This window comes from Alteromonas sp. ABV4_515, assembly GCF_056160345.1.
This window is the reverse complement of record NZ_JBSWWZ010000007.1, coordinates 254878-280961: the sequence shown is the minus strand read 5'-3', so window position 1 is coordinate 280961 and position 26084 is coordinate 254878. Positions and strand designations below refer to the sequence as shown.

At 47.6% G+C, this 26084-nt stretch carries 29 protein-coding genes and 1 other RNA gene; 16 read left to right on the top strand and 14 right to left on the bottom strand.

Annotated elements, in window-relative coordinates; translation table 11 throughout:
- The first annotated feature begins 325 nt into the window (after positions 1-325).
- The gene (locus ACXAGX_RS17660; RefSeq protein WP_474839905.1) at positions 326-1036 is read left to right on the top strand and encodes a hypothetical protein; all 711 of its coding nucleotides are present in this window, start codon (positions 326-328) and stop codon (positions 1034-1036) included.
- A complete protein-coding gene (locus tag ACXAGX_RS17655; protein ID WP_474839903.1) occupies positions 1033-2400 on the top strand; it encodes an O-antigen ligase family protein in 1368 nt (455 codons plus the stop codon). Before ACXAGX_RS17660 ends, ACXAGX_RS17655 begins: the two co-directional genes overlap by 4 nt.
- Before the next feature lie 44 nt (positions 2401-2444).
- Here the strand turns inward: ACXAGX_RS17655 and ACXAGX_RS17650 are convergent, their stop codons facing one another.
- The 6 genes from ACXAGX_RS17650 to zapE all read right to left on the bottom strand — a co-directional run bounded on the left by ACXAGX_RS17650 (position 2445) and on the right by zapE (position 8652).
- A complete protein-coding gene (locus ACXAGX_RS17650; protein ID WP_474839901.1) occupies positions 2445-3782 on the bottom strand; it encodes a PKD domain-containing protein in 1338 nt (445 codons plus the stop codon).
- Between the two features lie 233 nt (positions 3783-4015).
- An RNA gene (gene rnpB / locus ACXAGX_RS17645) (RNase P RNA component class A) lies at positions 4016-4365 on the bottom strand.
- 39 nt (positions 4366-4404) lie between these two features.
- Positions 4405-5838 (bottom strand): PepSY-associated TM helix domain-containing protein, encoded by a 1434-nt coding sequence (locus ACXAGX_RS17640; protein ID WP_474839899.1) that lies wholly within the window; start codon positions 5836-5838, stop codon positions 4405-4407.
- Entirely contained in the window at positions 5835-6377 is a 543-nt protein-coding gene (locus tag ACXAGX_RS17635; protein WP_474839897.1) for a hypothetical protein, read from the bottom strand. Before ACXAGX_RS17635 ends, ACXAGX_RS17640 begins: the two co-directional genes overlap by 4 nt.
- 127 nt (positions 6378-6504) lie before the next feature.
- On the bottom strand, positions 6505-7227 hold the full coding sequence (locus tag ACXAGX_RS17630) for a YebC/PmpR family DNA-binding transcriptional regulator (RefSeq protein ID WP_474839895.1): 723 nt from the start codon (positions 7225-7227) through the stop codon (positions 6505-6507).
- A gap of 324 nt (positions 7228-7551) precedes the next feature.
- Positions 7552-8652: a cell division protein ZapE gene (gene zapE, locus ACXAGX_RS17625; RefSeq protein WP_474839893.1), complete on the bottom strand. Its 1101-nt coding sequence runs from the start codon at positions 8650-8652 to the stop codon at positions 7552-7554.
- Between the two features lie 390 nt (positions 8653-9042).
- Between zapE and ACXAGX_RS17620 the strand changes: the two genes are divergently transcribed.
- The 3 genes from ACXAGX_RS17620 to ACXAGX_RS17610 all read left to right on the top strand — a co-directional run bounded on the left by ACXAGX_RS17620 (position 9043) and on the right by ACXAGX_RS17610 (position 12176).
- On the top strand, positions 9043-9483 hold the full coding sequence (locus tag ACXAGX_RS17620; protein WP_474823342.1) for a ZapG family protein: 441 nt from the start codon (positions 9043-9045) through the stop codon (positions 9481-9483).
- An 82-nt stretch (positions 9484-9565) separates the two neighbouring features.
- Entirely contained in the window at positions 9566-10936 is a 1371-nt protein-coding gene (locus ACXAGX_RS17615) for a DegQ family serine endoprotease (protein ID WP_474839891.1), read from the top strand.
- 238 nt (positions 10937-11174) lie between these two features.
- The gene (locus ACXAGX_RS17610; protein ID WP_474823650.1) at positions 11175-12176 is read left to right on the top strand and encodes a trypsin-like peptidase domain-containing protein; all 1002 of its coding nucleotides are present in this window, start codon (positions 11175-11177) and stop codon (positions 12174-12176) included.
- Between the two features lie 49 nt (positions 12177-12225).
- Here the strand turns inward: ACXAGX_RS17610 and ACXAGX_RS17605 are convergent, their stop codons facing one another.
- The 8 genes from ACXAGX_RS17605 to ACXAGX_RS17570 form a co-directional block, all read right to left on the bottom strand.
- On the bottom strand, positions 12226-12450 hold the full coding sequence (locus tag ACXAGX_RS17605) for a hypothetical protein (RefSeq protein WP_474839889.1): 225 nt from the start codon (positions 12448-12450) through the stop codon (positions 12226-12228).
- Positions 12451-12987: 537 nt separating this feature from the next.
- Positions 12988-14250 carry a UDP-N-acetylglucosamine 1-carboxyvinyltransferase gene (gene murA, locus ACXAGX_RS17600; RefSeq protein ID WP_474839887.1) on the bottom strand — a complete coding sequence of 421 codons (1263 nt, stop codon included), beginning with the start codon at positions 14248-14250 and terminating at the stop codon, positions 12988-12990.
- 14 nt (positions 14251-14264) lie between these two features.
- Positions 14265-14522 carry a BolA family protein gene (locus ACXAGX_RS17595; RefSeq protein WP_070123916.1) on the bottom strand — a complete coding sequence of 86 codons (258 nt, stop codon included), beginning with the start codon at positions 14520-14522 and terminating at the stop codon, positions 14265-14267.
- 58 nt (positions 14523-14580) lie between these two features.
- Complete coding sequence (locus ACXAGX_RS17590; RefSeq protein WP_474839885.1) at positions 14581-14889, bottom strand: STAS domain-containing protein; 309 nt, start codon at positions 14887-14889, stop codon at positions 14581-14583.
- Entirely contained in the window at positions 14886-15545 is a 660-nt protein-coding gene (locus ACXAGX_RS17585) for an MlaC/ttg2D family ABC transporter substrate-binding protein (RefSeq protein ID WP_474823325.1), read from the bottom strand. The genes ACXAGX_RS17590 and ACXAGX_RS17585 overlap by 4 nt, the downstream gene beginning before the upstream one ends.
- A 72-nt stretch (positions 15546-15617) precedes the next feature.
- Complete coding sequence (gene mlaD, locus ACXAGX_RS17580) at positions 15618-16103, bottom strand: outer membrane lipid asymmetry maintenance protein MlaD (RefSeq protein WP_474823320.1); 486 nt, start codon at positions 16101-16103, stop codon at positions 15618-15620.
- Positions 16104-16116: 13 nt separating this feature from the next.
- Positions 16117-16893: a lipid asymmetry maintenance ABC transporter permease subunit MlaE gene (mlaE, locus tag ACXAGX_RS17575; RefSeq protein WP_474823316.1), complete on the bottom strand. Its 777-nt coding sequence runs from the start codon at positions 16891-16893 to the stop codon at positions 16117-16119.
- A complete protein-coding gene (locus tag ACXAGX_RS17570; protein ID WP_474839883.1) occupies positions 16890-17690 on the bottom strand; it encodes an ATP-binding cassette domain-containing protein in 801 nt (266 codons plus the stop codon). Before ACXAGX_RS17570 ends, mlaE begins: the two co-directional genes overlap by 4 nt.
- Before the next feature lie 558 nt (positions 17691-18248).
- On the opposite strand from ACXAGX_RS17570, the gene ACXAGX_RS17565 reads away from it, so the two are divergent.
- The 11 genes from ACXAGX_RS17565 (at position 18249) to ACXAGX_RS17515 (ending at position 26083) form a co-directional block, all read left to right on the top strand.
- A complete protein-coding gene (locus ACXAGX_RS17565; protein WP_070123910.1) occupies positions 18249-19205 on the top strand; it encodes a calcium/sodium antiporter in 957 nt (318 codons plus the stop codon).
- 28 nt (positions 19206-19233) lie between these two features.
- Positions 19234-20205: a KpsF/GutQ family sugar-phosphate isomerase gene (locus ACXAGX_RS17560; RefSeq protein ID WP_474839881.1), complete on the top strand. Its 972-nt coding sequence runs from the start codon at positions 19234-19236 to the stop codon at positions 20203-20205.
- Positions 20205-20759, top strand: a complete 555-nt coding sequence (kdsC, locus tag ACXAGX_RS17555) for a 3-deoxy-manno-octulosonate-8-phosphatase KdsC (protein WP_474839879.1) — start codon at positions 20205-20207, stop codon at positions 20757-20759. The genes ACXAGX_RS17560 and kdsC overlap by 1 nt, the downstream gene beginning before the upstream one ends.
- Positions 20756-21319: an LPS export ABC transporter periplasmic protein LptC gene (gene lptC, locus ACXAGX_RS17550; protein WP_070123907.1), complete on the top strand. Its 564-nt coding sequence runs from the start codon at positions 20756-20758 to the stop codon at positions 21317-21319. Before kdsC ends, lptC begins: the two co-directional genes overlap by 4 nt.
- Complete coding sequence (gene lptA / locus ACXAGX_RS17545) at positions 21288-21857, top strand: lipopolysaccharide transport periplasmic protein LptA (protein WP_474839877.1); 570 nt, start codon at positions 21288-21290, stop codon at positions 21855-21857. The genes lptC and lptA overlap by 32 nt, the downstream gene beginning before the upstream one ends.
- On the top strand, positions 21857-22582 hold the full coding sequence (lptB, locus tag ACXAGX_RS17540; protein ID WP_070123906.1) for an LPS export ABC transporter ATP-binding protein: 726 nt from the start codon (positions 21857-21859) through the stop codon (positions 22580-22582). Before lptA ends, lptB begins: the two co-directional genes overlap by 1 nt.
- A gap of 90 nt (positions 22583-22672) precedes the next feature.
- Complete coding sequence (locus ACXAGX_RS17535; protein WP_474823292.1) at positions 22673-24151, top strand: RNA polymerase factor sigma-54; 1479 nt, start codon at positions 22673-22675, stop codon at positions 24149-24151.
- A gap of 29 nt (positions 24152-24180) precedes the next feature.
- Complete coding sequence (gene hpf, locus ACXAGX_RS17530; protein WP_070123904.1) at positions 24181-24468, top strand: ribosome hibernation promoting factor; 288 nt, start codon at positions 24181-24183, stop codon at positions 24466-24468.
- A gap of 8 nt (positions 24469-24476) precedes the next feature.
- Positions 24477-24920 carry a PTS IIA-like nitrogen regulatory protein PtsN gene (gene ptsN, locus ACXAGX_RS17525; protein ID WP_070123903.1) on the top strand — a complete coding sequence of 148 codons (444 nt, stop codon included), beginning with the start codon at positions 24477-24479 and terminating at the stop codon, positions 24918-24920.
- Between the two features lie 45 nt (positions 24921-24965).
- Positions 24966-25811, top strand: coding sequence for an RNase adapter RapZ (rapZ, locus tag ACXAGX_RS17520; RefSeq protein ID WP_070123902.1), 846 nt, complete (start codon positions 24966-24968; stop codon positions 25809-25811).
- Positions 25811-26083, top strand: a complete 273-nt coding sequence (locus ACXAGX_RS17515; protein ID WP_070123901.1) for an HPr family phosphocarrier protein — start codon at positions 25811-25813, stop codon at positions 26081-26083. Before rapZ ends, ACXAGX_RS17515 begins: the two co-directional genes overlap by 1 nt.
- The last annotated feature ends 1 nt before the right edge of the window (position 26084 follow it).

The following is a 26084-nucleotide window of genomic DNA, read 5'->3' as shown; positions in this document are numbered from 1 at the left end:
CATGGTCAGACCATTTACATTAAGATCACAGCATTAAAAATTACTTATTACATTAATTGCTGAGGATACCTGCACACTTGAGGCGCGCAAAATCAGCTTCTGTAACTTAATGATCCATTATCATACAAAACAATGACTTAGTAATCATTGCATCCAACCAAATTTATTTTCGACTAGATCATAATCAAAGTTGACGTGTAAATTATCGTGACAAAAAGAGGATACACCTTTCGTTTACTGTTTTGAGCATTAACTTTTATGCATGATGATGCGACAACATACTATCTCACAACACTGTTACAGAAATACTGACAATGGCGGGCAAATGAGAATTGAAGTAAATAAGGCTTTTCAGATACTTATTTCTATAATGGCAATTTTCTTTGGTTTGTTTTGTGTGCAGTCGTCACTAAATATTTATGGTATCGATGTCACAAATTTTGATATAGAGCCTAATAAAAGTGAGCTAGAACCACTCCCTAATCACCATTCAAGCATTTCTGGCGATACGAACATAATTTACCCGGACGAGTCACTTGCTACTGATGAAAAGCAACTTGATGAAACTATAAATAGGTTAAAAAACAACCTAAATGCGTTATCCATTGGTGCGTCGAATAATAACCAAAATGGTGCAGAGCAAGATTTTGGTGCATTGACAAAAATCTATCAAATACAACCAACGGGTTACTTGGCTTTACCTCTCGAAGTGCTCAGAGCTGAAGTGAATGGGGTTCCCCCTTCATCCACTTTCAATACGATAAGAGCGCGACTTCCACTAGGGCTTCATGAAGAAGAAACGCAACGCTATGTTGGCCCTTACATAATTCATCACTGGAACGTGCTTCCAGAGGATATTCAATCGATGAGCTTGCCCATGCTCCAAAGTGGTTTACGGCAGGCACCAACCCGACAGGTACTACTAAATGCAATGGCATCTTCAGGCAATGTCGCTCCTTTTATGTCGTTATCGCCGAACCGAAAAACATCTGAGGCAATGAAGTCGCTGCTACAAAATGTGGATATAACCGAATGACGCTTAATCGCCTGCACACGCCATTAATATTTTGTTTCTCCGTGCTTTTTATTTTATTTCCCTGGCTGCATGGTCTTGACTTAGCGTGGGAGCAACTGCTGTTTTCTGGGTGTACCTTGTTGCTTTTTGCTGTGAGTATCGCAACAGTAAAAATGGGGAATAACCGACTGGTTAAGTGGACTTCCCTCGCTTTTTTGGTTTGGCTAGCGTGGTGCGCGCTCTACCTGTTAAAGCTGCCTGCTACTGTTCTGGAGTTCATGTCACCGAAAACACTGTATTGGTATAACCTGGGGAAGGCATCAGACTATTACTTGTCGGTTTATCACCAGGCCTCGCTGATTGAATGGTTTAAATTCCTCACAATCCCTGTTCTCTTCTGGACTATTTGGTTACTGGTTTGGTCTCGACGTGCCCTCTACTTTATTGCTAATGCCATTGTCGCAGGCTGCACTATCACGGCGATTTATTCTTTCATCAATTTTGCGAGTGATGGCGCATACGAGATTGTCGACAGTATTCCACCGTGGGATTTAGCCTGGAAAGACGGTATTCGCGGTACTTTTAGCTATAAGAATCAGTACGCTATGTATCTCGCCCTTTCTATGGCGTTGGCGGCAGGTTTGTTAACGCAAAATATTGTTAGTAGAGGTAATCGTAAATACTCAGCGTTGCTAAACATACAGTTACTGCTTTTAGCGGTAACGCTCATTAATACGAGTAGCCGCGGCGTCATAGTTTCGTTAGTAGGCGGGGCGGGAATTACATTTCTGTTATTTATTTACAGAAACCGGGCATACGTTAAGCGTTTTGTTACCGCTAAATTACTTATTTCTGTTTTAGCTCTCTTTCTGGTTATTGGTTTTGCTTTCTCTCAGTCATCCGTTTACGACCGATTTGCCAACCAGCAGCTCGAGGATAACGGTCGCACTTATTTACGGCAGACTGCGATAGGAGTGATTAGCGATCATCCATTAACCGGTTCAGGCCCTGGCACTTATCCTTTTATCCAGCATGTGTACAAGCCTATGGAACTCGGTATTTCTAAGATGTCGAAGCGGGCGCACAACGATTACCTAGAAACGTTAGCGAGTACGGGCATCATCGGCTTTACGTTGCTCGCTTTGCCTTTGGGATTGTTATTTTTAGCGGCTTTCCGTAACAGGAATAATGAAGCAGATGGCTTACTGATAGGGATAAGAGTAGCGATTTTATCGTTTTTAATTCAGTCATCTTTCGATACCAACACAGGTATTTTCTTTTTACCGGTGTTGTTTATTACTGTGTTATCGCTCGGGTTTGTTGTTAATACCAACAACGCTAACCATAAAAAAAGCGTGCTTCGAAAAGCACGCTTTCAATCTTAATATCTTCACACAGCTAAGCGCCCTCTTTTAAGAGCGCTAAGTAATTACTCTACAGTAGTTCTGAACGAGAACGATGCTGTAAAGGTTTCGCCGGTTTCTTCAACCGTGAACGTGTAAGTAGGTGTAGTCACTTCGCCGTTCGTTAACGGTGAGCTTAAAGAGAACGTAACTTCTGTACCCGCTTCAATCACCTGACCGTCTTCAAGGCCATCGAAGAACGGTACAACTACGTCCTGCTGGTCGTAAGCAGTTACATCTACAATGGTGTAGTCTTCGCCAATGGCTTGCAATCTGTAGGTACGAATAGCGTACGTCTCAGGCGTTGGGTCTTCACTGATCACTACTTCAATATTACCGCCCACAGTACTGGTTAGCGCCAGTGGGAAGTAATTATCTGTAGAACCACTCTTACGGAAGAACAGCAGCTCTGGCGTGATAGCGTCGATGCTTACCGTATCAGCGGCGCTTTCTACGGTGCCATCATTCACTACCAGTGAAGCGGTGTATTCACCTTCAACATCTGCAACAAAGGTAGGTGCTGCTGCGGTGTCGTCACTCAGTACAGCAGTACTGCCTGAAGGCACAGTAAGCGTCCACTGGCTGGTGAGGGTGTCATCGTCGGCATCAGTACTGTTATTGACTAACTGAACAGTGTCGCCAATCAGCACGCTTTGGTCGGTACTTGCATCAGCAACTGGTGCGGTATTACCGACTACGCCCGTAATGGTTACGGTATCAGCTTCACTGTCGTCAGTGCCGTCGTTAACCACCAACGTAACCACGTATTCACCGGCTACATCGGGTGTGAACGTTGGCATCACTGAATCAGCATCAGTCAGTGCTGCAGAGCTACCGTCTGGCGTCGTGGTTAGCGACCATGAATAAGTGATTTCGTCACCGTCTACGTCGTCACTGTCAGAACCATCAAGCGTTACCACTTCAGAAAGCTGTGCTTCTTGATCAACGCCGGCTTCAGCCGTTGGCGCAGTGTTAACAAACTCAGCAGTAATCACTACTTCTGTTGCAGTACTTGATGTGGTGCCATCATTTACCACGAGTTCAAGGGTGTAATCACCCACAACATCCGGGGTAAAGGTAACAGATTCAGTTGTAGCGCTGCTCAATGCCGCTGAACTGTTAGTTGGCGCAGAGGTAATTTCCCAAGCGTAGGTAAGCGCGTCGCCGTCGGCATCTGAACTGGCAGAACCTGAAACGGTAACTTCTTCACCCAGCGCTACCGTCTGAGCTGAACCTGCATTTGCTACCGGCGCAGTATTCGCAGGAGGAACGTTGCCTTCAACCGATGAACTGGAGCCGCCACCACAGCCGGTTAATCCTATTACCACTGCGGTCGCAAGAATACTTAACTTAGCGTGTCCCATTAGATCTCCTTATGGGTAAATACTTGTTGTGAGTGTTGCCGGTACACCAGCATATTGTAAGCAAGGCATAACGTGCAATTTTTTTAACCGATTTGTGTACGTATTAAACCCTGAATTGTATTAGTTCTCTACAAAGATTTATTATCTAAACTAATACTATATTATTAATCAACTGGGTTATTTCGGGAAATCAAAGAGATAAGAAAGTGGAGATTCTGCAAACAGAATAAAATAGTGGGAGCTGGCCATAAGCCGGGTTCTGTCGTGGGCAATCATTCCTCTAGGCCTGCAATTACTCACAGGCTCAAGCAACCTACCCGCCTTCCGTGCGGGCCGCACGTATAGAAGGCCTATTTGGTCTTGCTCCGGGTGGAGTTTACCGTGCCACAAACTGTTACCAGTTGCGCGGTGCGCTCTTACCGCACCCTTTCACCCTTACCGGCGCTAAAAGCGCTTAGGCGGTTTACTCTCTGCTGCACTGGTCGTCGGCTCGCGCCGCCCAGACGTTATCTGGCACCCTGCCCTTTGGAGCCCGGACTTTCCTCCCCTTTCTTGCGAAAGCAGCGATTGCCAGGCCAGCTCCGGCGCGCATTCTAGCAGCGAACGTTAACGGATGCGACAATTAACGGCGATGACTGGCTTTTATTACCAGTAAGGCCAGGGCGGCGAAGCACACGGCAGAGGAAATCCAGCTTATATTCACGACAAGCGCGCCTCCCCGCCAGGCGTTGGCACCGAACAGCGCGGCGTGCGTTACCACCAGCGCGAGGGCCAGAATAAAGCTTAATACTAGAAATAGCCATTTGCTGCGCGGGTGATCTTTAAAGCGCCAGCTGATAAATGAGGTAAACGCAAGCCCGCCCCAGAATAACCAGATTGATGAGAACCCAGTGATAAGGTCGATAAGTGCGCAGGTGATGATCACCAATGGTGTACCCCACACAACGCCTGTCCATAAATGGTTGATGTAATCACTGCCACTGCGTTTTGCCAACCACATATTCACGCCGGTTACCGAAATAACACACAGCGCAATACCTAAGAATACATAGAACAGCTGAACCACAAGCGGCCCGAAATGCCCAAAGTGCAACCGGAACACAGAGAACACCGCCTGACGTCCTGGTTCACCGTCGCTGAAACCCACGTTGCTTAAGTAATTGCCCTGATTGTCGAAGCGGTATTGTTCAGCGTAAATCAATCGCTCTGGCAGTGTTGCGCCAATCAGCATGTACTGGCTGGGTGTGCCGAATTTTTCCAGTGCGATATAAAAAGGCTTTGCATTTGGTGCCACCTGCGCAAGCTCTGCTATAGCTGCGGTTAAATTCGCTGGCGCTAGTGGCTGGGCCAGTTCAGGTTCGGCAGCGTAAACGGCATCTTTAACGGCGGCTTCATCACCATTAAAGTAAACGGCTGCATAAAAGGTTGCGAGTAATCCGGCCAACCCGAAATACGCGCCGGTAACGCCAAACATAAGGTGAAATGGAGAAAGCCACACGCTTAAACGATTGTGGATATCGGTTTGCTGTTTGCTCTTACTGCCATTCATCCGAAATGAAAACGCATCTTTTATTAGCCGACGGTGGGCAAAGAAGCCGGATATAACAAGAGCGCACAACGCCACACCAAACACACTCACTACAATCATGCCCCAGTTATAAGGCAAGTGCAGATACACGTGAAGATGGGTAATGATATCCATGAAGCCGTGAGAAACCTGTTCCCCCAAGCTGCCATCCTGATTGACATAAAAGCTGCCATTGCCCGACGAAATTTTAGCCCGCGGGCTCTGCTCTGTGGGCAGCATGATGAATAAATGATTTGCAGGGGCTTGCTCGTTCGACAGTGCACTTTCATAAGCGTGTTGCAGCTTTTCAATGTCGATGCTGCTGTATTCTTCTGCTGCGGGTTGCTCCCAGCGTTCAATAAATGGGTTGAGCACCACTAAAGCACCGGATAAGCAGATGAGATACATCAGCGCACCGGCGGCTAATCCTAGCCAACTATGACTCAGCAGGGCTTTTTGCGAGGTGGTTTTAGATGGCAATAAACTCATAACCAGATCAGCCCTACGGTAGGAATAACAGCAAACAGGCCAAGCAATGCTGCCCCACGAAAGATATTGCGATAGCTACAGGCGACAAAGGCTAGTGCGCCCCACACGACAGGCACCGCTAGGTACACAAAAACAATGTGGTTGGTAGGATTCCCGAGGAATAACGCACTCACCCAGGTAGTGGATACTGTAGCGGCGTAGCCAGCGAGCGGCACGGCGAGTAGCGCATAAGCGAGGTTTCTGAGCCAGACATGCCTGCCCACGGAAAGGTTTTTAGGCAGCTTTTGTTTATCGGCGCGAATGTCTTTGTAGTCGGCGGTAGCCACAGCCACGGTTATCGCCAGAAGCCCTCCCACGGCGAAACCATAAACAATGCCAAATTCAGCGCCGGCAAGTAATACCCAGCAATACACGCTCACCACAAAAGCGGTCCAGAAAAGCAGATTCTTTAGCGGACTTTTGCGGCGGGTCTTCCATTGTAGATACAGCCCGAAAACACTGACGAACGCCAGTAAACAGGCAAGACTGCTCCAGGGCACCTGAAAACCTTAAGAAATGGTGAGAGATAGTAGCATGGTAATGAAAAACACCACGCAAGAGAACAAAAAACAGCGGGAAAAGACAGACTTGCCGACAATTCAGCAAGTCTGCACAGTAGAATAACGCTTAGTTTGGTGTAATCGCGTTGTGGTAAACGTCTTGCACGTCGTCACAATCGTTCAGCATGTCCATGAATTTTTCAAACATAGGCATGTCTTCTTCACTGATTTCCACTTCGGTTTGTGGAATGAAGCTGATTTCTTCTGCATCCAGGGTGATGTCTGGGAAAGCTTCAGTGAGTGCGGTTTTTACGCTGTAGAATTCTGTGTGCGGTGCGTAAACAGTAACTTTCCCGTCTTCACATTCCACTTCGGTTACGTCTACATCGGCTTCCATTAAAGCTTCCAGCACGGTGTCTTCGTCGTCACCGGCAAACTGGAAAATGGCCTGATGGTCGAACATATGCGCTACGGCACCAGGTCCACCAATTTTCGCGTTAGTTTTGGTAAAGCAATTACGTACGTCGGTAATGGTACGGTTATTATTGTCGGTCAAACAGTCAACAATAACCATACAGTTACCCGGGCCGAAACCTTCGTAACGTGCTGGTACGAAATCTTCACCAGCGCCGCCAGCGGCTTTGTCGATGGCTTTTTCGATTACGTGGCTTGGAACCTGATCTTTCTTGGCTTTTTCCATCAGACGCCTCAGCGACAGGTTGGTATCCGGATCCGGACCACCGTTCTTCGCGCACACGTAAATTTCTTTACCGTATTTAGAATAAACCTTAGTTTTAGCGCCAGCCGTTTTGGCCATGGCGTTCTTTCTTACTTCAAATGCTCTGCCCATCTTAGGTCTCTGTATCTTACTTTTACTTGACGATGCCCGCGGAAAAAATACAGGCACAGTTTAAAAATTGCTGTGCAGTTTACCGACTTTACCGGTGAGTTAACAGTTTTGCGTGACTTGAGGCAGGGCAGCGCTTCCTTGCCGGGACGCTTATCGCAAATGAAACACGGCGTAAACCCATCCATGGGGCCTCGGCTGCCGCATCCCTGCGGCAGACGGTTTCATTTGCGATAAGCTTACCCGTCTGCAGCGCTCGCCTGAAAGTCCGCAGAAGTGAGCCCCCGCTTCTGACCGGAAGGCACTTGCTCGCTCATTGCATACAACTCACGGCAAGTGTTCTCGCGCCAGGTATTCTCTCGACTGCATTTCTTTTAGGCGACTTAAGCAGCGGCGGAATTCAAAACTTAAACGTCCATCGGTATACAGCTCTTCTAGCGGTACTTCGGCTGTCATGATGAGTTTTACGTGACGCTCGTAGAATTCATCTACCATGGCAATAAAACGTCGCGCGGTATCGTCGTTCTTTTCGCCCATCTGCTTCACGTTTGCCAGCAGAATAGAATGATAGCAGCGGCTCAGCTCAATGTAGTCACTTTGGCTGCGGGGGCCTTCACACAAGGCTGCAAATTCAATAGAAAGTACACCTTCGGCGCTTTTGCGCGTGGGAATTTTGCGGTTATTAATTTCAATGTCTTCGCCGCTTTTACGATTTTCAGGAGCCAACTGGTCGAAGTACATGTGCAGGTGCTTGTCGCCATCTTCATCTAACGGCGAATGAAAAATTTCCGCTTGCTCAAGGGTACGTAAGCGATAATCAATGCCGCTATCTACATTAATCACTTCAGTATATTTGTTGATTAACGCAATGGCTGGTAAGAATCGGGCGCGTTGCAAACCGTTTTTATACAGTTCGTCTGGCACAATGTTCGACGTGGCTACCAACGTGATGCCGCGGGCGAACAGCTCTTCCATCAGCGTGCCTAAAATCATTGCATCAGTGATGTCGGAAACAAAGAACTCATCAAAACAAATAACCCTGGCTTCATCGGCCAAACGGTCTGCCACTATTTTCAAAGGGTCGGAGTGGTTGTCTAAAGTTTTAAGTTCGGCGTGCACACGGTGCATGAATCGGTGGAAATGCACCCGGGATTTTTTGTCAAACGGCAAACAATCAAAAAATGTGTCAACCAGATAGGTTTTACCCCGCCCTACTCCGCCATAGAAATAAATGCCTTTTACTGGCTCTTTCGCTGCTGGCTTGCCAAACAGTTTTTTCAGGCTGGCACCGAAACCGCCACTTTGCGCTTTCTGCGCGGTTAGGTCGTCGTATAAACGCTGCAATGCTTTAACCGCATTTTCCTGTGCAGGATCGTGTTTAAACGTGGGCAACTGCAGGTCTTGCTGATATTTTTCCCAGGGCGTCATCGCCGAAACTACTCCCGATACAAGATAAATTGAAGGTCCGCTGCACCGACCTCCTTGAAAAATCAGATTCCGATCTTAAATTCCGAATAAATACAGGTAGAATCGCAGCGCTGTGTCTTATGCGAGGTGAAACTGGTCGACTACCAGCCGAGCACCGTATTACTTCAAATGAGTCACGATTATATAGCAATGCTGAAAGTCAGATAAGGTTTTACATCGCGGATAACCCACAAAAAGCTGAAAAAATCAGCGTTATGTCTGGGTTACAGAAAATTAAAAAGCTTTGAGTAAATACCTGAGGGCATTCACATTCAGAAATTGCTATAGTCTCATTGAGTATATGTATTACTGCGCCGCCACTTTACCCGGCGCAGCGTTTTGGAGAAATGAATGGACGTTTTAATTCCCGTTGCTTTGTTGATTGTTGGTTTGATCATCGGCTTTTTCGTAGCCCGTTTTATGAGTTCCCGGGATGGTGCCTCAAACTCATCGAAGCAGGCAGAGCAGAACCTCAAGGAATTGATGTCGCAACAGGCTGTTCACCATATTCATCAAACCCGCCAGGCTATTGATTCTATTGAGAAGCAGTGCCAGGCACTAAAACAGCAAGTGGCAGATTATGAAACTTTGCTGAACCAGGGTGATGATGAAGACGCGCCGAGTGTGCCTTTTTACGGTGAACAGGCTACGTCGTATTTACGTAATAACATTCAAGGCAGAGAAAAGACGAAACCCGTAACGGTTGCCGAAACTCAGCCACGGGATTTTGCGAATGCAGGTTCCGGCCTGTTTGTCGGTTCATCCGGTCGTTCTACCGCAGAAAAAGAGTAGAATTCGGAACTTTTACCCGTTCGTCTGAGTCTGTCAGTGAAAGTAAACATAATCGCATGAAACATGAGGAGTGTAAGCGAATATGAAGAAATCTCTACGCCAGATGTTGGTTGTCTCTAGTGTTGTCGCCAGTACTATGGGTATGTCTGCTAGCGCGAGTGCTGCGTTACCTTTCTTCGGCGATGATAAAAAACAGGAAATGCCTTCGCTGGCCCCCATGCTTGAAGAAGCAATGCCAGCGGTAGTGAGCATTTCTGTTGAAGGCACACAAACTGCTACCCAGCGTGTGCCTGAAATGTTCCGCTATTTCTTCGGCGGCCCACAGGAACAAGTGCAGGAACGTCCCTTCCGCGGCTTAGGTTCCGGTGTCATCATTGATGCGGACAAAGGCTATGTGGTTACCAATAACCACGTGGTCGACAACGCCGACGAAATTACCGTTAAACTTAGCGATGGTCGCGAATTTAAAGCGAAAAAGCTGGGTTCTGACGAGCAAAGCGATATCGCACTGCTGAAAATCGAAGCAGACGATTTAGCCGCCCTGCCGGTATCGGATTCCGATTCCATGCGTGTAGGCGACTACGTGGTGGCTATTGGTAACCCCTTTGGTCTGTCGCAAACCGTTACTTCCGGTATAATTTCTGCCATGGGCCGCTCTGGTCTGAATATTGGTGGTTATGAAGATTACATTCAAACCGACGCGGCGATTAACCGTGGTAACTCAGGTGGCGCACTGGTAAACCTGCGTGGTGAACTGGTTGGTATTAACACCGCTATCTTTGGCCCTAACGGCGGGAACGTGGGCATTGGCTTTGCTATTCCTAGCAACATGATGAAAAACCTGGTTGATCAGATTGCTGAATTTGGTGAAGTACGCCGTGGCCTGCTAGGTATTACCGGTAGCGACGTAGACGCCGGTATCGCTAAAGCCCTGGGCGTAAGCGCTAACCGTGGCGCCTTCGTACGAGAAGTTACGCCAGATTCTGCGGCTGAAAAAGGCGGCTTAAAAGCCCGTGATATCATTACCGAAGTGAATGGTCGTGCCCTGCACAGCTTCCGTGAAATGGCAGCGAAAATTGCCAGCATGGGCGCCGGCGCTGAAGTGGAATTAACCATTATTCGCGACGGTAAAGAGAAAACCGTAGACGTTGTGCTCGACGATGCTGCCGACAGCAAAGTAACCGCTGCCACTATTCACCCTGCACTTGAAGGTGCAACGCTTGTGAACGGTAAAGACGAAAGCGGTAACGATGGCGTGAAAGTGGAAGAAATCACCCCTAACACACCTGCTGCCCGTATTGGCCTGCAACCCGACGACGTAATCGTTGGTGTTAACCGACAGCGCGTAACCAAGGTGGTTGAGTTCCGCGATAAGCTCGACGATTCCGGTAACGACGTGCTGGTACTCGACATCAAACGTGGCAAAGCGTCGCTGGCAGTGATTATTCGATAAGCAGGATCCGCTAAGCAGCAACACCATAACTTCTAAAGGCCGGAAATTTTTCCGGCCTTTTTTGTTAAATTCTCCGCCGCATTGGTATTAAAGGGTTAAAATGATATCCTTAACATTCTTCAAAATTCGCCTCGCAGGACGTTCCTGAGGCAACATGGAATAGACCGGCGTGGCAGGTAAGCAATTCATCGTATTCGTTATTAAATCTATTGTTCTCGGTATCGTTGTAGCGGCACTGATGCTTTTATTCATGCCAGCATTACGCAACGGTGCAGGATTCAGCGAATACCTGTTCTCTGCCAATAGTGGCTTGCCTCCCCGTGAATCCCATTATTCAGCCATTAGCCGCTCTGCGCCTGCTGTGGTAAACATTTATAGCGTTAGCATTGAAAACGACACCGGTTTATTCCGTAATCGCGCCCGCGAACGTGCGAGTTTGGGTTCGGGTGTGATCATGACCGAAAGCGGTTACCTGCTTACCTGTAACCACGTGGTAGCTGATGCCGACAGTATTTTTGTTGCGGTTCAGGATGGTCGTGTACTTGAAGCACAAATTGTGGGTACCGATGCCCTAACCGATTTAGCGGTACTGAAAGTCGATGCCGACAACCTGCACGTGATCCCGCAAACTGATGAATCAAACCTGCATGTGGGCGACGTGGTGATGGCCATTGGTAATCCCTTCGATTTAGGCCAAACCATTACCAACGGCATTGTGAGTCGCGCAGGACGAAATGGCTTATCGAACTATGTCGACTTTATTCAAACCGATGCGGTACTTAATCAGGGGAACTCTGGCGGCGCATTGGTCGACAGCAACGGTACGCTGGTAGGCATCACCAATGCTAACTTCCAGGTACGCGATTCCCGTAATGGCGTGCGCAACGTAGATGGCATCAACTTCGCCGTTCCTTATGAACTGGCAAAACGAGTCATGGCCGATATTATCCAGAACGGTAAAGTGATTCGTGGTCAGCTGGGTTTTGTGGGGCAAGAAAATCGCGGAGCGCCGGGCATTACCGTAACGGCCGTGGCCACAGGCTCACCGGCTGAAAGAGCGGGTTTACGTAAAAATGATGTGCTGTTGGCTATAGATGGTATTCAATTAAAAAGCGCATCGAAAACCCTGGATATGATTGCCGAAACGGTGCCGGGAACCACACTAGAACTGAATATTAGCCGCGATGGCGAGAACATTATGCTGTCAGCAGAAGTGGCTGAGTTAGGTGCGGCACCTTAAACGCGCATTTCGTAACGATGACAAATTAACAGACATAAAAAAACCGGAGTTAACTCCGGTTTTTTATGTATTCACATTGGCTACCATCTTTGCAATGTATGCCTGCCTGCGCCGTATTGTCCGGTTTGGACTCTTTGGCCAGTGCATAAGGCGGCTCTCCGATAAAAACAATCGTTGCCACCATAAGACTGAACAGTACAGCAGGTATAGCATCTTTCGGATCTGTGCTCACCACACGCCGAAATTGCTGACTAAGCGAAAAAGAAATACTCACGCGCGAACCCCAATAAAATCAATTCTATCCATTATTTTTGACACTTCCCTGAACCACATATCTTGTATTGTGTCGATACAAACAAATTGAAATGGATTCGTCAGGCCACTGCGTACGAGGTGTGTTCGGGTAGTATTGTCTACCTCTTTTACCGTTATACCAGTGCCTTTGGATCTTTTATTTTTATTTCCTTTCATCTTTGCTGAAGGTTCCCTGAAAGAAAACAACAACTCAGACTTTGGTATATGTACCATAAACGGTAAATAATTGACAGGCCGAGCCAGTAATTCATTAAAATTTAATGAATTTTGCGTACTGCACTTTTGTGGTGTGTACATGGCGCCCTCGGACGTTCTGCCCCATAATTGAAACCTTCAATAACAAGATAGACCAGATTAGCCAATTCGTCAGGTTTGCGCCGATGAACGCCCCCGTAGACATAAAAAAATGGCGCTGTTCCTAAATAGGGAATAGCGCCATTTCTCATTTTTCTTAAACTACACACATTGCTGCGCGTTTTGCTATTTACTGTAAAACTTACTCTTTTACACGCACGATATCTGCGCCCAAGCCATTCAGCTTTTCTTCAATGCATTCATAACCCCGGTCGAGGTGATAAATACGGCTAACGTGAGTTTCGCCTTCAGCCACCAAACCGGCAATCACCAGGCTGGCTGAAGCGCGAAGGTCAGTGGCCATTACCGGCGCACCTTTTAGTCGCGAACTGCCTTTAGACAACGCACTGTTGGCTTCCAGAGAGATTTCTGCGCCCATGCGTTGCAGCTCTGGCACGTGCATAAAGCGATTTTCGAAAATCGTTTCAGTGATCACGCCCGTACCTTCTGCCACACAGTTTAATGTCATAAACTGGGCTTGCATGTCGGTAGGGAAAGCAGGATGCGGTGCGGTTTTTACCTGAACCGCTTTTGGCTTGCGGCCTTCCATGTCCAGCTCAATCCAATCATCGCCTGTGGTAATGGTTGCACCGGCTTGACGGAGTTTATTTAACACGGCTTCTAAGGTCTCTGGCGCAGCCTCTAAGCATTTTACTTTACCGCCAGATACCGCAGCGGCTACCAGAAATGTACCGGTTTCAATGCGGTCAGGCAGTACTCGATAATCACAGCCATTCAAGGCTTCAACACCTTCAATGGTGATATGGTCGGTACCCGCACCACTTACCTTTGCGCCCATTTGATTCAGGCAGTTTGCCAGGTCGACAATTTCCGGTTCGCGAGCCGCGTTCTCAAGCTCGGTAGTACCGTCTGCCAGCGCTGCCGCCATCATCAGGTTTTCTGTCGCGCCAACGCTTACCATGTCCATGAAAATGCGCGCGCCTTTCAAGCGGCCATCTACTTCAGCACGAATATAACCTTCGTCGACTTCAATCTTCGCGCCCATCAACTCTAAGCCGGAAAGGTGTAGATTCACCGGACGTGCACCAATGGCACAACCACCCGGTAACGACACGTTGGCTTTACCTTGCTTAGCCAGCAGCGGGCCTAGAACCAGGATAGAAGCACGCATGGTTTTCACCAGGTCGTACGACGCGGTTACGCTGTTTAATGTTGAAGCATTAATGGTAACTTCATTAGCACCTGGGCGCGCCACTTCAGCACCCAGTTCTTTAAGCAGTGCAGTGGTAGTATTAATGTCACGCAATGCAGGCACATTGGTGAAACGACATAAGTCGTCAGTCAGCAGTGGCGTCATTAGCAGCGGTAATGCCGCATTTTTTGCACCGCTTATGCGCACCTCACCATTCAGAGGCGGGCTTTTTTTAATTATGAGTTTATCCACAGGAGAAGGAAACCTTACTGGGGTAAATGGAACTGACGCTCACGCTGCCAGTCTGCTTCGGAAAAGGTTTTAATTGAAATGGCGTGCATTGAGCCGTCGGCGATTTTGTCTTGCAGTGGGCCGTAAACGGCTTGCTGACGTTTAACCCGACTCATTTCACTAAAGCTATCGCTCACAGCAATAATCGTAAAGTGAGACCCTTCACCTTTCACGTGCACTTCTGCAAGGTTCAGTTTCTCTTTTAATAACGCTTCGATTTCTGCTAATTCCATAATTTCGCCAACAATTCGCTAACTTTGAAGACGGCCATGCCGTCGGGATACGGGAAAATTACTCTACCGGCAAAAGGGTATCAACATCGCTGATTTTAGCCAGCTTAAGCAGTTTTTCCGGCGCGTTGGCAAGTACAACATTTACATTGCTTGCCTTGCCGTCGCACACTGCGTTAATCAACCAGGCAAGCCCGGCACTGTCGATTCGCTCTACGTCCCCTAAATCAAGAACGCATCGCCCTTCCTTTACCAAAGAGGACTTTTCAGTGGCACTTAACATGTCCCACCAATTTTTAGCGAGTGTATCACGGTCGAGGTTACCGTGAATATGCACAATACCATTTTCACCTAGCTGAAATAGATTCACGCATCTTCCTTTTGTTGAGCTTCCTGTACCTGTTCGCCCACGGGTTGTTCAATTTTCTCGCGCATCAGTTTTAAGATGGCGTCGATACCTTCCTGACGTAAGATAGGCTCGAACTCACTACGCTTACTGTCGAGCAGGCTAATACCTTCCGCAGACATGTCGTACGCTTTCCATTCATTGGTTTTTGAGTCTTTACGCACTTGGAAAGCCACTTTGATATCTGGACGACCCGTGTCTTGCACGATGGCGCGCACGGTTACTGCTTTTTTACCCGCGAAATCGGCTTCCGGCTCAAAGGTAACCGTTTGATTGTCGTAATACCCCATGGCTACCGCGTAGGTGGTGATCAGATACTGTCTGAACACTTGTACATATTCCTGCATTTTATCTTTAGGCAGTGAGGTAAAGTAACGACCCAGTACTTTAAATGCTGCGAATTGATAATCGATGTGAGGAAGCAGTTCTTCTTTCATGATGGTGCGTAATACTTCAGGATCTTTCTTAATTTCATCCTGGCTGTTTTTGATACGGTCGAAGGTGCGATTACCGACATCCTTCACCATCTCATATGGGTTTTGTTCGTTTATTTCTTGCGCCTGCGCTACGTTAAACAGGCTGGCAATCAATACGCCGGCAATTAAAAAGAACTTTTTCAACTGTCTTTCTCCTAAACTAAATATCCTGAGTGCCGCATTAATAAAGACCGCGACACATAAAAAATGTTTCAATTACTCGCCGTTATTGCTGTCGTTACCACCGCGATTGAACAGGAATTGTCCAATCAGGTCTTCCAGCACTAACGCCGACTTAGTGTCTTGTAGATAGTCACCGTCTTTCAGTTCTTCAATACCGTCGAAAGAAAATCCTGGCTGAAAACCGACGTACTGCTCGCCTAGCAAGCCAGATGTCAGAATAGAAACCGAGCTGGTTTCTGGGAACCCTTCATAATCGGTAGAAATACTCAACGTTACTACGGGGGTATAATCTTCTTTATCTAAATGAATATCGGTTACGCGACCTATGGTTACACCGCCCACTTTAATGGCGGAACGCTCTTTCAAGCCGCCGATATTGTCGAACTTCGCATAGAGTTGGTAGGTATCACCTGAACTGGTCATGGTTTGGTTGGCCACCTTCAGCGCCAGTAGCAAAACAGCCGCGACTGTTAGTACTACGAACACCCCAACCATCAATTCCGTTTTATGTTTATTCATGTTTACTCTCTACTTACTCTATTCCGAACATCAGGGCGGTGAGCACGAAGTCCAGCCCTAATACTGCTAATGATGAAAATACAACGGTTTCCGTCGTGGCTTTACTGATGCCTTCTGATGTCGGAACCGAATCATATCCTTTAAAAATGGCAATCCAGGTCACAACTAAGGCAAACACGAGGCTTTTCAATACCCCATTTATGACATCTTTCTGAAGTTCTACGGTGGATTGCATGAGCGACCAATAACTGCCGCTATCTACGCCCAGCCAGTCAACACCTACTAAGTGGCCGCCAAGAATACCTACAGCACTAAAGATCATGGCGAGTGCAGGCATGGAAAACAAACCGGCCCAGAAGCGTGGCGCGACCACACGACGAAGTGGATCAACGGCCATCATTTCAAGGCTGGATAACTGCTCTGTGGCTTTCATTAAGCCAATCTCCGCGGTTAACGCAGAACCGGCGCGTCCGGCAAACAATAGCGCGGTAACCACAGGGCCTAATTCACGCAGCAGCGATAACGCCACCATGGGTCCCAAGCTGCCCTCTGCGCCATAGCCAACCAAAATGGTATAGCCCTGCAATGCCATTACCATGCCGATAAACAAACCCGACACCACAATGATAAGCAGCGACTGCACACCCACCACGTAAACCTGACGAATTGTGAGCGGGATATTTTTCAGCGACGGCATCGCGAATATGGCACCAAACAGCATAAGTGCGGCGCGGCCAATTGCCGTTAATCGGGCCAGTGTATTTGCCCCAACCTGTTGGAAGAAGTTCATGCTTTACCTCCAAACAGGCTTTCGTTGAGATCGGCAGCAGGATAATGAAACGGCACCGGGCCGTCGGCTTCGCCTTTCAAAAATTGCTGTACCAGCGCAGAATCACTGTTTTTGATTTCGTCTGCTGTGCCCTGCCCGATAATACGTTTATCGGCAAGAATGTAGATGTAATCGGCGATGGTGAGTACTTCGGTAACATCGTGGGTAACCACGATACTGGTAAGGTCCAGTGCATCGTTAAGTTCGCGGATAAGCTTTACCAGCACACCCATGGAGATTGGGTCCTGACCGGCGAACGGTTCGTCATACATAATGAGATCGGGGTCGAGGGAAATAGACCTGGCCAACGCCGCGCGACGGGCCATACCACCTGATAATTCACTCGGTTTCATTTGCGCAGCGCCACGTAAGCCCACAGCCTGTAGCTTAAGAGCGACAATAGTGCTGATAATATTTTCATCTAGCTTGGTATGTTCACGCAGCGGAAAGGCCACGTTATCGTGCACTGTCATGTCGGTAAATAACGCGCCGCTTTGAAATAACATGCTCATTCGGCGACGGGTTTTATACAGCTCGCTGCGGCTCATCGAAACAATGCTGTCGCCGTCGAAACGGATGTCACCCTTTTCAGGCGCTAACTGACCACCGATCAGTTTTAACAGCGTTGTTTTACCTATTCCGCTAGGCCCCATTACCGCGGTAATCTTGCCCTTGGGGACAACAATCGACACACCGTCATAGATAACGCGTTCACCGCGACGGAATGTCATGTTGTCTATTTCTACTAAATTTCCCATATATTGAAGACTTGCCTTCCTTTCAGATTCGTTACTGAGCCAGATGTTGCGGCTTTTACCACCATGAGGTCATTGTACGTTTTTTACTAATTCCGACAAAAGACGAAAAAGTTACAAGTTGTGTTCGCATTTTTCGATTATTCGTATGTAAGTTTGGACGATTGCCCGGCTTTACATGCAAATAATCTAAGATTCAGCAAATGTCGCGCCAAACAGCGCGAAAACAAGTCGGATGTCATAAACGTAATGTTGTCATCACGCAGCATACAAGCACACAGCAACCAATGCGCTATGCTGACATTTTTTTACCAAATCGGGGATTCATCACACTGATAATGCTGATACAGGTCAACAATAGAAATATCGCAGATTGAATACATCAACGAACGCCGCGTTAAAGGGGTTACCCCCTCAATAACCTGACCGGGCTTTCGCTTTTTCCATTTCGAATAGATTTTAAACATCGAATTATGCAAAACGTGCGTATTCTATCGAAAGCATAGGCAAATGCCGCGCTTTTTGCGACAATCCGAAAAAACAAAAGACGAATGGTAACTTGTGATACTTTCTATCTGCATTTTCCTGCTGGGACTTGCTGTACTTAGCTGGAGTGCTGACCGCTTTGTGTACGGCGCCTCTGCACTGGCGAAAAATATTGGCATTTCACCCATGATGATTGGTTTAACCATCGTTGCTATGGGCTCATCTGCTCCTGAAATTGTGGTTTCTGCCATTGCTTCCTCGAACGGTAATATGAATACCGCGGTGGGGAATGCGCTGGGTTCAAACATTACCAACGTAGCCCTGGTACTGGGTATCACTGCCCTGGTAAAACCCTTAGTGGTGTCTTCCTCTACCCTCAAACGCGAATTTCCGGTATTGCTTGGCGTTACCGTTCTTGCCATGTTCTTCCTGAATAACGGTAAGTTAGCGCACTTTGAAGGTATGATTCTGTTCGGCCTGTTCGTGTTCGTGCTCGCCGCTATGGCCTGGATTTCACTGCAGGTAGATAAAGAAGACCCGCTGGTAAAAGACACCGACAGCGAAATTCCCGAAGGCGTAAATACCGGCTCGGCGGTACTTTGGGTAGGCGTGGGACTTGTATTGTTGCCGTTAAGCGCACATTTCATGGTAGAAGCGGCCGTAGATATCGCCCACTTCTTTGGAATTTCAGACCTGGTGATTGGTCTGACGATTATTGCCCTCGGTACCAGCTTACCCGAACTGGCCGCCAGTATTGCTGGCGTGCTGAAAGGTGAAAGTGATTTAGCATTAGGTAACGTGATTGGCTCGAACATTTTTAACCTGTTGGCGGTGCTTGGTATGCCAGGGTTAATTGCGCCAGGCCCGTTAGATGAGAACGTGTACAACCGTGACATGTGGGTGATGTTTGGCCTTACCGTGCTGTTGTTCTTCTTAAGCTTTAATTTCATCGGTAAGCGACAACTTGGTCGCCTTGAAGGTGCTATTTTTGTTTTATGCTTTCTTGGTTATCAGTACTGGCTATTCGGGTAAGTATTTACGAACAAGCGAAAACGGATAAATGAATAATTCTAGCTATATTGCCTCGGCTAAACGGGTTATCGATATTGAGATTCAGGCGATCTCCGCCCTTACCGAGCGTTTGGATGCCACCTTTGAAGCCGCTTGCGCAATGCTCGCAAGCTGCACAGGAAAAGTGGTGGTAAGTGGCATGGGTAAGTCCGGTCATGTAGGCCGCAAAATTGCAGCCACCCTAGCCAGCACCGGTACACCGGCGTTCTTTATGCACCCTGGTGAAGCGAATCACGGTGACCTGGGTATGCTTAGTGAGTCTGACGTGCTGTTGGCTATTTCCAATTCAGGCGAATCCGGCGAACTGGTTAACTTGTTGCCGGTAGTGAAGCGGCTGAACGTGCCTGTTATTGCCATGACGAACAGCGCCCACAGTTCATTAGGGCAACATGCCGATGTGGTATTAGACATCAGCGTGGAAAGAGAAGCCTGTTCATTAGGCCTAGCACCAACATCCAGTACCACCGCCACATTGGTGATGGGCGATGCACTCGCCATTGCGTTACTGGATGCCAAAGGATTCACGTCAGACGATTTCGCATTGTCGCACCCGGGCGGTAGCCTTGGCCGTAAACTGTTATTAAAAGTCCGTGATATTATGATGACGGGTAATGAACTGCCCTTGGTCACATCGGCTGCCACCATTTCTGAAGCGCTGCTTGAAATCTCTTCTAAAGGGCTGGGCATGACGGGTATCACTGACGAACACAACAAGCTCGCAGGTATTTTTACTGACGGCGATCTGCGCCGCATTCTGGATGCGAAAACCGATATTCATGCTACGCCAGTAGCTCAGGTGATGACGCGTGGCGGCAAAACAACCCGCGCCGAAACGCTGGCAGTGGAAGCGTTGAACCTGATGGAAGAGTTCAAAATTAACGCGCTTATGGTTGTCGACGAGAACAGGCAACCTGTCGGCGCATTCAACATGCATATGCTATTGAAAGCAGGAGTGCTCTAATGGGACATGAAGTCACCTTTTACGGCGTTATCAGTGAAGAGCGATTTGAAAAGCTGAAGAATCTCAAACTGTTGGTTTGCGACATAGACGGCGTATTTTCTGACGGCCGTATTTATCTCGGCAACGACGGAGAAGAGTTGAAAGCCTTTCACACCCGCGACGGTTATGGCATTAAGGCGCTGATTAACAGCGGCATTGAAGTGGCAGTGATTACCGGTCGCGACTCAGCCATTGTGAAAAACCGCATGACAGCGCTGAACGTTAAACACATCATTCAAGGCCAGGAAAACAAAGCCGATGCCATGGCCGATTTATGCCAGAAGCTTGGTCTGAGCCCCGAACAAGTTGCGGCCATTGGCGACGACATGCCAGATTTAGGCATGTACAAGTACGCAGAAACGAAAATTGCCGTTAAAGATGCCCACCCCGCGGTTACCCGTGAAGCAAACTGGATCACCACGAAGCCTGGTGGATACGGCGCTGTGCGTGAAGTGTGTGATGTGATTATGCAAGCGGTGGGTACGCTGGATATGATTCACGGTGCCAGTATATGAATCGATTAGGCCTCAGTATTTCCGCACTGTTTGTGATGGCATTGTTGATGTACATGCCCGTGTGGATGGCCGAAGATGAAAAACCCGCTCAGTCGATGAGTGATAGTGCGTTACGCCCGGCTTATAAGGCCAAAAACCTCACCACCACCTTGTACAACGATGAAGGTAAGGTGAATCACGAAGTGTACGCCGCTTCAATGGAACATTACGACCAGCTTGGCTTTGTGTTATTCAGTCAACCCAAATACACTGTCTATGCTGCGGAAAATGAAGCTCCCTGGCAGGTAACCGCAGATAAAGGCACATTATATAATGACGATCTCATTCAGTTAGAAGATAATGTGCTGATTAAGAGTCTGAATCCTGACGAGTTCGTTCAGACCATTACAACTGATTTCATTAAGGTTAATCTGGATGATAAAACGATGACATCCGATCAACCTGTTGATATCCGCGGTGTTCAGACCATCATCAAAAGCAATGGTTTTAATGCAAACCTGCGTACCCAACAATATGAGTTGATAGATCATGTTCAAACGATTTATTCCCCTGGCAGCTAGCCTGATAACAACGATCTCTGTTGCTGTAATGCCCACAGTAGCCTTGGCCGACAACACAGATTTCGACAAGCCAATTAAAGTTGATGCGAAGTCGCAGTTCATTGACGGCAAGAAGAAAACATCTACCTTTAAAGAAGACGTGAAGATTACCCAGGGTTCGTTGGTGATCACCGCCGATGAAGTTCAGGTTATTGCCAGCGATGGTGACGGCAAAGAAGTGTTTGTGGCCTATGGCGAACCGGCCAGCTATTCACAAACCATGGACGATGGTGCACAGGTAAAAGCCAGCGCCAATGAAATTCGTTACGAAGTTGCCAAAAAGCTCATTTCCCTGCAAGGTCAGGCACAAATTCAGCAAGATAGCAGCATGGTTCAAGGCGATAGCATTCGTTATGACATGGGCAAAGAGCAGCTTCTTGCCACGGGCGGTGACAGCTCAAGCAGTGGTCGTGTTACCACGGTATTTCAGCCAGAAACTGTAAAAGGGCTGTCTGAAGACGAAAAGAAAAGCGATGACAACGAAGGTGACAATCAGTAATGGCCACCTTAACCGCGAGCCATTTGGCTAAGTCGTACAAATCTCGTCAGGTTGTGCGCGATGTAAGCCTTTCTGTGTCTACCGGCCAAATTGTGGGTTTGTTGGGCCCTAATGGTGCTGGAAAAACCACCACGTTCTACATGATTGTGGGGTTGGTGCCGCTGGATAAAGGCAAAATTAATATCGACGACAATGAGCTAACGCATGAACCGATGCACGAGCGTGCACGTCGCGGCATTGGCTATCTGCCGCAGGAAGCATCGATATTCAGAAAGCTCACGGTACATGAAAATATCATGGCTATTTTGCAAACCCGTAAGGATCTAAAAAGCCATCAGCGTGAAGAAGAAGCCGACGCGCTACTTGATGAATTTAATATTAACCATATACGTAATAGTACAGGTATGAGTTTGTCGGGTGGTGAACGCCGCCGGGTTGAGATTGCCAGAGCCTTAGCAGCTAATCCGCAATTTATTTTGCTTGATGAACCCTTTGCCGGAGTTGATCCAATTTCGGTTAATGATATAAAGAAGATCATTCAACATTTAAGAGACAGAGGTATAGGCATCCTGATTACCGATCACAACGTAAGGGAAACCCTTGATGTTTGTGAAGAAGCCTATATCGTCAGTCATGGAGAACTGATTGCTCAGGGCACCGCAGAACAGGTATTAAGTAATCAAAAAGTTCGAGATGTATACCTAGGTGAGCAATTCAGGCTATAGTTAAGTTATCGGGCATAACAAACCGCAATTTAAGAATAATAAATCGCCGCTTTAGCCAGATACTTTTTTCAGAGTTAATATAAGACGTAGATGAAACCATCTTTACAGCTAAAATTTAGTCAACAACTGACAATGACGCCGCAACTTCAGCAGGCGATCAAACTATTGCAATTGTCGACGCTGGATTTACAACAGGAAATTCAGGAAGCACTGGATTCTAATCCGCTACTGGAAGTGGACGACAGTTCAGACAACGATGTTGTTGAGAAGAATAATCTCGATAACGACGACAGCATGCCTGAATCTGCGTCAGCCTCGGAAAGCATGGACACCGGCGAAGCGCTGGAAAAAAATGACCTGCCCGATGAACTCCCTCTCGACAGCACCTGGGACGAATACATTTCTGCGTCTTCTGCGCCTGCCCCCGGCCCTGCCGGCGGTGATGACGAGCAAATCTTCCAAGGTGAAACCACCGAAAATATTCAAGACCATCTGCTTTGGCAGATGCGCTTAACGCCGTTCTCAGACATCGATCGCGCTATCGCGCTGGCCATCATCGACTCGATTGATGAATCGGGTTACCTCACTGTTACCGTGGAAGACATTCTGCAAAGCGTGAACAGTGAAGACATGGAAGAACCGGTAGAAGAAGATGAAGTGGAATGCGTACTCAAGCGCATCCAGTTGTTCGACCCAATCGGTTCTGGCTCGCGTACACCACAAGAGTGTTTACTGGTGCAATTAACGCAATACGCCCCCGATACCCCTTGGCTGGAAGAAGCCAGATTGCTGTTAAGAGAACACGCCGATTTACTTGGCAGCAAAGATTACCGAACGCTGATGCGAAAAACGCGCCTGAAAGAAGACCAGCTTCGTGAAGCTATGCGTCTACTGCAAACGCTGAATCCGCGTCCGGGTAGTGCACTTATCACTAAGGAACCAGAATACGTTATTCCAGACGTTTCTGTGGCGAAGAAAAACGGCCGTTGGGTAGTAGAACTCAATCCAGACAGCCTGCCGAAGTTAAGTGTTAACCAACAATACGCCGCTATGAGCCGTAAGGCCCGCAACAGCAGCGATTCACAATTTATTCGCTCTCATATGCAGGAAGCGAAATGGTTTATCAAGAGCCTTGAAAGCCGTAATGACACCCTGCTTAAAGTAGCGAATTGCATTGTTCAGCAACAAATGGGCTTTTTTGAGCATGGCCCTGAAATGATGAAACCAATGGTGCTGAACGATGTCGCAGAAATGGTAGATATGCATGAATCAACCATTTCCCGGGTTACCACCCAGAAGTACATGCATACGCCTCGAGGCATTTTTGAGTTGAAGTACTTCTTCTCAAGCCACGTGGCCACAGAATCCGGTGGTGAGTGTTCATCCACAGCGATTCGCGCACTGATTAAAAAGCTGGTTGCTGCTGAAAAGCCAAGCAAACCGCTGAGCGACAGCAAGATTGCTTCGTTGTTGGCCGATCAAGGCATCATGGTTGCCCGGCGAACAATAGCAAAGTACCGGGAGTCCCTATCGATCCCGCCGTCTAACCAACGCAAAAGCCTCATTTAATGGGCTGCTCAAAATAAGGAAGACGAAATATGCAAATAAACCTTACTGGTCATCATGTTGAGATCACAGATTCTTTGCGTACCTATGTCGATACGAAATTCAGTAAACTAGAACGTCACTTCGACCACATATCGAATGTGCACGTAATTTTGAATGTCGAAAAACTTAATCAGAAAGCAGAAGCAACGGTTTTCCTCAGTGGCGCAGAGGTCTTTGCCTCTTCCGAAAATCAAGACATGTACGCAGCTATCGACAGTATGGTAGATAAGCTCGACCGGCAGGTTCTGAAACACAAGGAAAAGCTTAAAAAGCATTAATTGAATTCATGGATATACAAGCCATAGTTAGCCTGGATCGCACTGAATGTGCGGTCCAGTGCAATAGTAAAAAGCGCATCCTCGAAATCATCAGTGGGATTGCCGCTAAAAACAACGCAGATATCGATGAAGCCACGGTGTTAAGTGCCTTGATGGCACGTGAACGCATGGGCAGCACAGGGATTGGTAATGGTATAGCGCTTCCTCATGGTCGCCTTGCCGGTCTCGAAAAAGTGATTGCCATTGTCGTAACCACTACGCCAGCCATTAATTTCGATGCCATAGACAATAAACCCGTCGATATTTTCTTCACCCTTCTGGTACCGCAGGAACAAACTGACGGTCACCTGCAAACGCTCGCCATGGTTGCTGGCAAGCTTAGCGATAAAGAGACAATAAAAAGTATCCGAAAAGCTGATACAAGTGATGATATTATTCGCGCATTACAGTAAGTTATTGTAAACGCCTGCGTTAACACGGTATTTCAGGAGAAAAACGTGAAGCTCATTATCATCAGTGGTCGTTCCGGTTCAGGGAAATCCGTCGCATTACGGGCGCTGGAAGACCTCGGTTACTATTGCGTAGATAACATCCCGGTTAATCTACTCCCTGCACTCACCCATACCGTCGCCGACGAGTACGAGCAGGTTGCAGTGAGCATTGATGTTCGTAACCTGCCTAAAGATCCTGCCGAACTGGTAGAAATTCTCGACTACTTGCCAGAATCCTGGACCGTGACCATTGTGTATATCGATGCGGGCGATGACATGCTGCTGAAACGCTTCAGTGAAACCCGTCGTTTGCACCCGTTGGCACGTTTGAATAAATCGTTGTCGGATGCCATTCAAACAGAAAAAGAGCTGCTGGCTCCCATTGCTGAGCGTGCCGATTTAAATATTGATACCGACTCACTCAGTATTCACCAGCTCGCAGAACTCATCCGTGAGCGTATTCTTGGAAAAAAAAGCTCCCGACTCGTACTGGTGTTCGAATCGTTTGGCTTTAAACACGGTATTCCAAAAGATGCTGATTACGTGTTTGATGCCCGCTTCCTTCCCAATCCACACTGGGAGCCAGACTTAAAACATCTTACTGGCCTTGATGCGCCTGTGCAGGTATTCTTAAGCTCTCAGCCCATCGTGACGAAGTTTATCTGGCAAATCCAGAACCTAATCACTACCTGGTTGCCTCACCTCGAGCGCAATAATCGCAGTTATGTTACCGTTGCCATTGGCTGTACCGGTGGTCAGCATCGTTCTGTTTACGTAGCAGAATCGCTGGCAAAGAATTTCCGTGAAAACCACCCTGATGTACAAATCAGGCACCGTGAGCAAAGTAAGTAATGCGTGTAGAGAAATCACTGACAATTGTAAACAAACTCGGTTTGCATGCCCGAGCGGCAACCCAATTGGTTCAGTTGGCCAATCAGTTTGATGCTGAAGTCACCTTGCACAAAGGTGACAAACAGGCCAATGCCAATAGCGTGTTGGGATTAATGATGATGGAAAGCCACCAGGGCGAACAGGTAGTCGTGGTGTCTGAAGGGCCTGATGCGGAAGCAGCAATGGATGCTGTAGAAGCGCTAATTGCCGGTAGGTTTAACGAAGACGAGTGAT